A 2322-nucleotide genomic window follows, 5' to 3' on the forward strand; every position below is an offset into this window, starting at 1 on the left:
TCGTGCGGTTCGTTTCTATGAAACTAGCCTGTATGGGTTAGGGGATTAGAGCCTTTACGCCGCCTTGGGTGCAAGCCCTAAAAGATAGTAAAGGTAACTTCAGTTGAGTGTGAGTGCGTCAAACTCAAATTTGACAAGTCTTACCCGCTAGGAATGGCGTGATGCCAAAACTGCCCACATGGATAGAGAACAAACTCTAAAAATGAAGCTGGGGACAGAACGAGAATAACAAACCTGAGATGGGAGCAACTCGTATAGGTAAGTAGTCAAGGTTAAACATTAGTTGAACTCTCGGAAAAAGCGTCTGAGCGTGAACGACCGAAATCAAGGTCGAACAACGACACAACATAACACTTAAAGTGTGAAAATACCCGCATTATTTTGAACTGGATAAATGCAATTCTGGGAAATCGTGGGCGAAATGAGAGAACCTAAAACTACAAAATAACTCAACAGAGGAACGAATAAAACTGCTCTTTCAACCTTCAATTTTAGAAGATTAACTTTTCAAATTGTGGACTCCTTAAATAAGGGTTAGCGGGTAGAGTTGGTAAGATGTACTCAAAAATTCAAGAAATCAGGACTCTTGGACAACTGGGTACGGTTTACATAGAAAATGTTCATTCAGGCGTAGAGAATGTTATGGCAACGGAGTTAAATCCAGTTGATAAATGGAAATCAATTCCTTGGCGCAAGCTGCGGAAAATTGTGTTTCGCCTACAAGTGAGAATATTCAAGGCTCAGAAGAACGGTAACGTACTCCTAGTGCGTAAGCTTCAGAAACTTTTATTAAGCTCCAGAGCAGCGAAATTGCTTGCTATTCGGCAAGTGACACAGTTAAATACTGGACGGAAAACCGCAGGGGTGGACGGAAAGAAAGCCCTCGAACCCTCACAAAGACTAGCACTATTTGAAGTGTTAGTTAAGAACTGGAAGCAATGGAAACATCAGCCCCTAAAGCGAGTGTACATCCCCAAAGTAGACGGAACTAAAAGAGGACTAGGAATCCCGACCATTAGCGACAGAGCATATCAATGTCTCATCAAATATGCCTTGGAACCCGCAGCAGAAGCTACGTTCAACGCTCATTCTTATGGGTTTAGACCTAGCCGAAGCTGCCATGATATCCAGAGACAATTATTCAATAATCTAAACTCTAGCAGTAATGGGTTAGAAAAAAGAATTTTGGAATTGGATATTGAAAAATGTTTCGACAAGATTGACCACAAATTCTTAATGCAATCAGTCCAACTACCAAAGGCAGCAAAACAAGGGGTATTTCGGGCAATAAAAGCTGGAGTCAGAGGAGAATTTCCTTCATCAGAATCCGGTACCCCCCAAGGGGGAGTTTTCAGCCCATTACTAGCAAATATAGTCCTTCACGGATTAGAAAATGTTGGTCATGAGGTCAGATTAAAAATCAGAAATGGTGGCAGATACATAGACACTATTACTGGCTTTCGTTATGCGGATGACCTTGTGTTTATTCTGAAACCAGAAGACGACCCTGAACCCCTCCGAGCACACATTGATAAATTCTTGGAAACAAGAGGATTAAAAGTTAAAGAAGCCAAAACCAAAGTCGTACATAGTACAGATGGTTTCGACTTCCTTGGGTGGCACTTCTCAGTTAAACCCAATGGTAAATTCATTTCAACACCAAGTCAAAAAGCTACAATTAGCATTAAGGCAAAAGTTAAAGAAGTGATAAAAGATAGTCGTTTCACTCTCGAACATCGCATCAACAAGTGTGGTTCGGTGGTAAGAGGGTGGAGAAATTACCATAGATTCTGCGATCTGAGTCAACACAACCTGTGGTCACTGCGCTATTGGTTATGGAAATTCATTCGGAAACAAGGAAGATACAACCGTTATCAAACCAATAAGGTTATAAAAAGAGCAATTCCTGCGGTTAGTTGGTCAGCCTGCAAGTTTGTCATTGTCAAGGGAGATAAATCACCCTATGATGGCGATTTTGTTTACTGGTCAAAACGAGAGAATGCTCACTACGATGGGATAACGGCACGACTTCTCAAGAAACAGAATCACAAATGTACAGAATGTAATCTATCGTTCATGTCAGGTGATATTGCAGAACTACACCATATCGACGGCAACCATGACAATTGGAAACCTATAAATTTGGAAGTTCTACATCGTGAATGTCACCAGCATCAGACCGTTCATGGTCAGGTGAGAGTCCGAACAGCGGGTTAAACCCGACTTATTAGGTGTCAGACTAGGAGCCGGATGCAGTGAAAGCTGCACGTCCGCGTTCTGAAGGAGAGGTGTCCTGTGGTAACACAGGCATCGACTCTAATT

General features: G+C 42.0%; 1 protein-coding gene. It reads left to right on the top strand.

Annotated features, from left to right (window positions below; all coding sequences use genetic code 11):
- Positions 1-555 precede the first annotated feature (555 nt).
- A complete protein-coding gene (gene ltrA / locus QUB77_RS31475) occupies positions 556-2217 on the top strand; it encodes a group II intron reverse transcriptase/maturase (RefSeq protein ID WP_333180928.1) in 1662 nt (553 codons plus the stop codon).
- Positions 2218-2322: the final 105 nt, after the last annotated feature.

Origin of the sequence: Microcoleus sp. AT9b-C3, from assembly GCF_036705485.1 — a bacterium.
Lineage (GTDB): Bacteria > Cyanobacteriota > Cyanobacteriia > Cyanobacteriales > Microcoleaceae > Microcoleus.

Coding starts and splice junctions, on each gene's coding strand:
- ltrA (WP_333180928.1), top strand. CDS start 556: ATGTACTCAAAAATTCAAGAAATCAGGACTCTTGGACAACTGGGTACG.